General features: G+C 67.3%; 7 protein-coding genes. 1 reads left to right on the forward strand and 6 read right to left on the reverse strand.

Going from position 1 to position 7,302, the window contains the following annotated elements:
* Positions 1-20: 20 nt before the first annotated feature.
* The 5 genes from SCH01S_RS13605 to SCH01S_RS13625 form a co-directional block, all read right to left on the reverse strand.
* Entirely contained in the window at positions 21-926 is a 906-nt protein-coding gene (locus SCH01S_RS13605; RefSeq protein WP_046349341.1) for a crotonase/enoyl-CoA hydratase family protein, read from the reverse strand.
* Between the two features lie 36 nt (positions 927-962).
* Positions 963-2,276: an amidohydrolase gene (locus tag SCH01S_RS13610; RefSeq protein ID WP_245612267.1), complete on the reverse strand. Its 1,314-nt coding sequence runs from the start codon at positions 2,274-2,276 to the stop codon at positions 963-965.
* A 127-nt stretch (positions 2,277-2,403) separates the two neighbouring features.
* Positions 2,404-3,024, reverse strand: a complete 621-nt coding sequence (locus tag SCH01S_RS13615) for a DUF4893 domain-containing protein (protein WP_052733943.1) — start codon at positions 3,022-3,024, stop codon at positions 2,404-2,406.
* Between the two features lie 59 nt (positions 3,025-3,083).
* Positions 3,084-3,869: a 3-hydroxybutyrate dehydrogenase gene (locus SCH01S_RS13620; protein WP_046349343.1), complete on the reverse strand. Its 786-nt coding sequence runs from the start codon at positions 3,867-3,869 to the stop codon at positions 3,084-3,086.
* Between the two features lie 9 nt (positions 3,870-3,878).
* On the reverse strand, positions 3,879-5,018 hold the full coding sequence (locus tag SCH01S_RS13625; RefSeq protein ID WP_046349344.1) for a patatin-like phospholipase family protein: 1,140 nt from the start codon (positions 5,016-5,018) through the stop codon (positions 3,879-3,881).
* A 79-nt stretch (positions 5,019-5,097) separates the two neighbouring features.
* Between SCH01S_RS13625 and ypfJ the strand changes: the two genes are divergently transcribed.
* Positions 5,098-5,988, forward strand: a complete 891-nt coding sequence (gene ypfJ / locus SCH01S_RS13630) for a KPN_02809 family neutral zinc metallopeptidase (RefSeq protein ID WP_046349345.1) — start codon at positions 5,098-5,100, stop codon at positions 5,986-5,988.
* Between the two features lie 274 nt (positions 5,989-6,262).
* Here the strand turns inward: ypfJ and SCH01S_RS13635 are convergent, their stop codons facing one another.
* A complete protein-coding gene (locus tag SCH01S_RS13635; protein WP_084689572.1) occupies positions 6,263-7,252 on the reverse strand; it encodes an NADP-dependent oxidoreductase in 990 nt (329 codons plus the stop codon).
* Positions 7,253-7,302 lie beyond the last annotated feature (50 nt).

Below are 7,302 nucleotides of genomic sequence, written 5' to 3' on the forward strand. Positions count from 1 at the left end.
AGCCCGAACCGGCTTTGATTTCACCGGTACTCCGGGTCCTCCAGCAGCTCCCCGAAATCCGGGAAATCCGCCGACACGCCGTTTGGAAACGACGCCTCGCGCTTCTCGAGGAAGCTCTGAACGCCTTCGCGCGCGTCGTCGCTCTGGCCGCGCGACCAGATCGCGCGGCTGTCGAGGCGGTGCGCGATCATCGGGTGCTCGGCGCCCATCATCCGCCACATCATCTGGCGGGTGAGCGCGATCGACACCGGCGCGCTCTGTGCGGTCAACTGCCATGCGAGCGTCCGCGCCGCGGCAAGCAGATCCTCGGGCGCATGAAGCGAGCGGACGAGACCACCCTTCAGCGCCTCCGCGGCGTTAAAGACCCGGCCCGAATAGCACCAGTCGAGCGCCTGGGAGATGCCGACCAGCCGGGGCAGGAACCAGCTCGACGCCGCCTCGGGCACGATGCCGCGACGCGAGAAGACGAAGCCGAATTTCGCCGTTTCGCTCGCCAGGCGGAAGTCGAACGGCAGGGTCATCGTGACGCCGATTCCCACCGCCGGGCCGTTGATCGCCCCGATCACCGGTTTCCTGCAGTTGAAGATGCGCAGCGTCAGGCGTCCGCCGCCGTCGCGCACGCCGGGATGGGAATAATCGACGCTGCCATCCTCCCGGATCGGCGAACCCTGCTGCAGCCGGTCAGGACGCTTCGCATAATCGAAGGTCGCGCCGCCCGCGCCAAGGTCCGCGCCGGCGCAATAGGCCCGGCCGGCGCCGGTCATGATCACGGCGCGCACCGCGTCGTCCGCATCGGCTTCGTCGAAGGCGGCGATCAGCTCGTTCATCATCTGCGGCGTGAACGCGTTCAGCCGCTCGGGCCGGTTGAGCGTGATCGTCAGGACGCCGTCGTCGATGTCGGTCAGGATCGTTTCGAAGTTCGCCATAGATACGCCTCCCCGAATCCGCTCGTCCCGAACGAACTATTTCTTCTGCAGCAAATCCATCGCGGCGGTGACCATCGCTTCGCTCCCGGTCGCGATCACCTTCTCCGCGTCGGGCGCCCAGAAGGCGCTGTGCAGGGACGGCAGTTTGGACGTGTCGCCGCCGGCCGCGTCCCACTTCGCCTGCGGCACCCCGCCCACCCAGAACAGGGTCGACTGGATGTGCGCGGGATCGGCCTCGCGATATTCGGGGAAATCCTCGCTGACCATCACCGGCTTGGTCTGCTCGACGCGCCCGTCGCCGAAGCGCGACTTGAACGCGGCGGCGAGACGGTTGGTCAGCGGCTCGTCATTGTAGGTCGCAATGCCGGACGTGCCGAAGGTCGAGACGACCGGCATCAGCTCTTCGGGCATGCCGGCGGCGATCGCCTCGCCGCGCGCGATCCGTTTGATTCCGTCGAGCAGATGCTGGCGGGTCTCCTTCGAATAACTGCGTACCGTCAGCTGCATCTTCACTTCGGACGGGATGATGTTGTGCTTGGTGCCGCCGTGGATCGAGCCGACCGTGACGACGACGGCGTCCTGCGGGTCGATTTCGCGAGAGGCGAGCGTCTGCAGCGAGGTGATGATCCGCGCCGCGAGGACGATGGGGTCCTTGGTCGTCGCCGGCGCGGCGCCGTGGCCGCCGACGCCCTTCACCAGGATGTCGACCGAATCGACCGCCGCCATCGCATAGCCGGGCGTGTAGCCGACCGTGCCCGCCGGCAGCGATGCCGAGTCATGGAAGCCGACGACATATTGCGGCTTCGGGAAGCGGGTGAAGAGCCCGTCCTTAATCATCGCCGAGGCGCCGCCATTCACTTCCTCGGCGGGCTGGCCGATCATGATCAGCGTGCCCGACCATTTGTCCTTCATCGCCGCCATGCGCCGCGCGGTCTCGATCCAGGCGGTCATGTGCGTGTCATGGCCGCAGGCGTGCATCACGGCGGTTTCCTGGCCGTCGATGCCGATCGCCTTCACCTTGCTTGCGAACGGCAGGCCGGTCTGCTCCGCGACCGGCAGCGCGTCCATGTCGGCGCGCAGCATGACCACGGGGCCGGGCCCGTTCTTCATCACCGCGACGACGCCATAGCCGCCCACGCCCGTCGTCACCTCGAAGCCCGCCTTCTTCGCTTCGGCTGCCAGAATCGCGGAGGAGCGCTTTTCCTGCCCGGACAGCTCCGGGTTCGCGTGGAGATCGCGGTAAATGGTGGTCAGCCCCGGCATGTCCTTCGCGATATCGGCGCGGAGATTTTCGGATTGGGCAAGGGCAGGGGAGGCGAAGAGCAGGGGGAGCAGGATAAGGGCGCGCACGAGGGTCTCCAGGTTATCGCCCGAATCCTTAAGCGGTTTGGGCTGAGCTTGTCGAAGCCCTCTCTTCTTCCCCGGGCGGCGCAGAAAAGAAAGGGAGGGCTTCGACAGGCTCAGCCCAAACCGAATTCTATGACGGGCGCTCTGAAGACGGTACCAGCTCCACCACGTCCATCACGCTCTCGAAGCGTGGATAGGGCAGGATCAGCCGCCAGCGGCCGTTTCCGATGCTTTCGACTGCTCCGATCATGTCGCGATCCGCATCGCGGCCGTAATCGATCGGCTTCCGCTCGTCGCCGAGCACCATGGTGCCGAGGAATACCAGCTTCTGGCCGCCGCCCAGGATCACGCCGACGGGGCGCTGCGACCCGGTCACTTTCCGGAAGCTGGCGATGCCGCCTTCATCGTCGATGCGGCAGGCGAAGGGCCGATAGGTGACGTAGGCGAGGCCGCCCTTGATCTTGGACCCGAGCTTGATGACGCGGCACTGATAGTCGCCGGCCGGCGGACGCCCGGCGGTGCCGGCATCGGGCTCGAGCAGCCGCCCCTCGCGGGCGATCTCGGCGGCGTGCCCGCTCGCCCGCGCCTCGGACAAGCCCTGCACGAAGGCGGTGCGCCATTGGCTCAGCCGCTGCCGGTCCGCGTCCGTGGCGACGCTGCGCCAGTCCGGCGCGGGCGCAGCCGCGGCGACTTGCTCCTGGTGCGCGCAGGCGCCCAGCGCGAGCGCCGCGATCAGCACGGCCTTGTTCATGCGACCCTCTCGTTTTCCCGCGAGCTTACCGCACGCGAGCGGGAGCGCCAGCGGAAAGCTCAGGCGGCGGTCCAGCCGCCGTCGACCGATAGATTGGCGCCGGTGATCTGCGCGGCCTCGTCGCGGCACAGGAACAGCGCGAGCGCGGCGACCTGCTCGGGCTGGACGAACTGCTTGGTCGGCTGCGCGGCCAGCAGCACGTCGTTGATCACCTGCTCGCGCGTCAGGCCGCGGGTGCGCATCGTGTCGGGGATCTGGTTCTCGACCAGCGGCGTCCAGACATAGCCGGGGCTGATGCAATTGACGGTGATGCCGTGCGTCGCCGTCTCCAGCGCCACGGTCTTGGTCAGTCCCGCGATCCCGTGCTTTGCCGCGACATAGGCGGACTTGTTCGGGCTCGCGACCAGCGAGTGAGCGGAGGCGGTGGTGATGATGCGGCCCCAGCCCTTGGTCTTCATGTGCGGGATTGCCGCGCGCATCAGGTGGAAGGTGGAGGACAGGTTGATTGCGATGATCGCGTCCCATTTGTCGACCGGGAACTCGTCGACCGGCGACACATATTGGATGCCGGCATTGCTGATGATGATGTCCGGGCCGCCTAGCGAATCGGCGCAGTCCTTGACCATCGCCGCGATTTCTTCGGGCTTCGACATGTCGGCGGCCGAATAGCGCGCCTCTGCGCCGCTGACCGCTGCCAGGTTCGCGCGCTCAGCCTCGATCGCCTGCGCGTCGCCGAAGCCGTTGATCATCACCGCCGCGCCCTCGCCGGCCAGCGCCTTGGCATAGGCCAGGCCGATGCCGGAGGTGGAGCCGGTGACGATCGCAGTCTTGCCCTTCAGAAACATTCGGAACTCCTATTTGCGGGTGAGATCGAACGCGGCGGTCTTGCCGTCGACGATGTTGCGGGCGAGCAATTCCGCCTTGTCGATCGACTGTTTGACCGCGTCGCGCCCGGCCGCCCAATGCTCGGTCATCGAGCGGGCGGAGAATTCGTAATCGCGCGATCCGCTTTCCCAGGCCGAGGCGCGGTAGATCAGCTGGACGACATTGACCGGCTGCTCGGCCGCCTGGGAACGCAGCGCCGCCACATCGGGATCGTCCTTCAGCTCGGCCGGAAGCTTCCGAAGCACGCGGCGGATCAGCTCGCGTTCCTTCCTGAGCTTCATCAGCTGGTTGCTGACCTGGCGCGTCCGGCTGGAATAGCGGATCTCCTTCTCGCGGGCGAACACGTCGAGGATCGTCCGCGGCGCCGGCCCGGCGGCGGGGAACAGATCGACCTGGAAGACGAGCAGCGGCTCCGCCTGCGTGTCGAGCACATCGGCCAGTGGCGTGTTCGAGACGATGCCGCCGTCCCACCACAGCTTGCCGTCGATTTCGACCGGCGGCAGCCCCGGCGGCAGCGCGCCCGAGGCCATGACATGGCGCGCGTCGAGCCGTTCCTTGCGGTTGGAGAAGAAGCGGAAATTGCCGCTCTCGATCTCGACCGCCCCGACCGACAAATGGATGGGCCCGGTGTTGAGCAGGTCCCAGTCGATCAGCTTGTCGAGCGTCTCGGCAAGGATCGAATTGTCGTAGAAGCTGAGCGCGCCGGGCGTCCCGGGCGCGGCGAACACCGGCGGCACGAAGCGGGCGCCGAAAAAGCCCGGAACACCGGTGACGGCAACGAATGCGGCCGACCATTCGTGCACCAGCTCGCGCCAGTGATCGTCGCCGGGAATGGGGAAGCTCGGCAGCCAGCTCGTCACCAGTTCCCAGAACTCGCGCAGCCGCGCGACTCGGCGCTCCGGCGGGTTGCCGGCCAGGATCGCGGCGTTGACCGCGCCGATCGAGATGCCGGCAATCCGGTCGATCTCGATCCCCTGTGCGTCCAGTGCCTCGTAGACGCCGGCCTGATACGAGCCGAGCGCGCCGCCGCCCTGCAGCACCAGCGCGACCTCGTCCGGCAGCGGCATCGCCGCGCTCCTGCGCTTCGGTCGTGCGTCCGCATCCGCCATATCGTCTCCGTAACCTTCTCGGGTAAGGCTGGGCAACCGATTGCTTGGCCGATCATTGAGACGGCGGAAGGGATTGAGCATGCGCCTCGACGATTACCGGACCAGCGACAATGTCGGCGACCAGCGTGGCCAGAGCTTCGGCGGCGGCGGTTTCGGCGGGGGCGGCGGAGGGCTCGGCCTGATCCTTGGGCTGGTCGGCAGCCGGTTCGGCATCGGCGGCGTGGCAGTCGTGCTGATCGGCGCCTGGCTGCTCGGCCTGTTCGGCGGCGGTGGCGGACAGCAGGCCGTTTCGCCGCAGCAACAGGCCGGCGGCAAGACGGCCGCCCAGATCTGTTCGGTCGACGCGGCCAGTCGCTTCTCGTGCCAGGTGCTCGCCAGCACCGAGGACACATGGGGCCGGATCTTCCAGCAGTCGGGCGCGCGCTACACGCCGACGACCTTGATCTTCTATTCGGGCCAGGGCCAATCCGGCTGCGGCGCGGCGCAATCTGCGATGGGGCCGTTCTACTGCCCGACCGACAAGAAGGTGTATCTGGACACGGACTTCTACCGCGAGCTGTCGCAGCGCTTCGGCGCGGCCGGCGATTTCGCCCAGGCCTATGTGATCGCGCACGAAGTCGGCCATCACGTGCAGGACCTGCAGGGCACGCTCGACCAGGCGCACCAGCAGCAGGCGCGCGCCGGCGAGGCCGAGGGCAATGCGATCCAGGTCCGGGTCGAGCTCCAGGCCGATTGCTACGCCGGCGTCTGGGCCGCGGCGAACAAGGACCGGCTGGAGCCGGGCGACGTGGAGGAAGGCATGCGCGCCGCCCATCAGATCGGCGACGACGTGCTCCAGAAGGCGGCGCAAGGCCGGGTCGTTCCAGAGACCTTCACCCACGGCACCGCCGAGCAGCGGATGAAGTGGCTGCGCAAGGGCATCGAAACCGGCGATCCGGCACAGTGCGACACGTTCAGCGGGGCGATCTGACCCGAAGCGGACGCGTGGGCGACATGGACGACTTTTACATGGATTCGGGAAAATTTTCCCTTCCTCGCCGATCGCCGGGCGGGTGATTCGAATCGACGGTGAGAAGGAGCCGGCGCGGAGCCTGGCATGCGGGGCAGGGTGTAGGACAGCGCGAAACCGAGCCCCTCCCCTTCAGGGGAGGGGTTGGGGTGGGGCTGTCACTTCCTCTGAGTCTTTTGGGCGCGCGGACGCGCGCCCCCACCCCTTTCCCCTCCCCTGAAGGGGAGGGGCTTAGCTAGAGTCTGACCAGCATCTTGCCTGTGTTCGCGCCGCTGAACAGGCCGAGGAACGCGTCCAGCGTCGAGTCGAGGCCGTCCTTTACCGTCGTCCGCGCCTTGATCTGTCCGCCCGTCACCCAGGCGCCCATTTCCTGCTGGAAGGTGCCGATCTCGCCGAAATAGTCGGTCCAGATGAAGCCGCGCATCGTCAGCCGCGTCGGGATCGTGCGGATGATGTAGCGCAGCTCCTGCGGCTTGCCGTCATTATAGACGTCGATCATCCCGCAGATCGCGAAGCGGGCACGCTCGCGGGCGGTCGCGAAGGCGGCGTCGAGATGCTCGCCGCCGACATTGTCGAAATAGACGTCGATGCCCTTGGGCGCCGCCTCCATCAGCTGCGGCAGGACCGGCCCGGCCTTGTAGTCGATGCAGGCGTCGGCCCCGAGCTCCTTCACGAACGCGACCTTGTCCGGGCCGCCTGCGGAGCCGATCACCGTCATGCCTTTCAGCTTCGCGATCTGGACCACGGCCGAGCCGACAGCGCCGGCTGCGGCGGAGACGAAGACGATATCGCCCGCCTTTGCCTCGGCAGCGCGGAGCAGGCCGAAATAGGCGGTGCCGCCGGTGAGGCCGAGATTATGAAGCCAGGTATCGTCCGACACGCCCATGTTCGCCGGCAGCTTCTGCGGCATCGATTCGGCGCCGATCGTCGCGGTGTCGCGCCAGCCGGCCATGTGCAGCACCTTGTCGCCGGGCGCGAAGCCGGAGTTCCTGCTCTCGATCACTTCGCCGACCGCGCCGCCCTGCATCGGCTCGCCGAGCGCGAACGGCGGGACGTAGCTCTTCACGTCGTTCATGCGGCCGCGCATGTACGGGTCGACGGACAGCCAGAGGTTGCGCACGCGAAGCTGGCCGTCCTGCAAAGGCTGGTCCGGCAGTTCGACCAGATCGAAGTCGCTTTGCTGCGGCATCCCCTTCGGCCGCGATTTCAGCACCCAGGCGCGCATATGGTCCTCCCTTGTTTGAGGAGGTCGTAGCAGGTCCTCCCCGGAACGGG

It is taken from the genome of Sphingomonas changbaiensis NBRC 104936 (genome assembly GCF_000974765.1).
Lineage (GTDB): Bacteria > Pseudomonadota > Alphaproteobacteria > Sphingomonadales > Sphingomonadaceae > Sphingomonas_B > Sphingomonas_B changbaiensis.

Coding starts and splice junctions, on each gene's coding strand:
- SCH01S_RS13605 (WP_046349341.1), bottom strand. CDS start 926: ATGGCGAACTTCGAAACGATCCTGACCGACATCGACGACGGCGTCCTG.
- SCH01S_RS13615 (WP_052733943.1), bottom strand. CDS start 3,024: ATGAACAAGGCCGTGCTGATCGCGGCGCTCGCGCTGGGCGCCTGCGCG.
- SCH01S_RS13620 (WP_046349343.1), bottom strand. CDS start 3,869: ATGTTTCTGAAGGGCAAGACTGCGATCGTCACCGGCTCCACCTCCGGC.
- ypfJ (WP_046349345.1), top strand. CDS start 5,098: ATGCGCCTCGACGATTACCGGACCAGCGACAATGTCGGCGACCAGCGT.
- SCH01S_RS13625 (WP_046349344.1), bottom strand. CDS start 5,018: ATGGCGGATGCGGACGCACGACCGAAGCGCAGGAGCGCGGCGATGCCG.
- SCH01S_RS13635 (WP_084689572.1), bottom strand. CDS start 7,252: ATGCGCGCCTGGGTGCTGAAATCGCGGCCGAAGGGGATGCCGCAGCAA.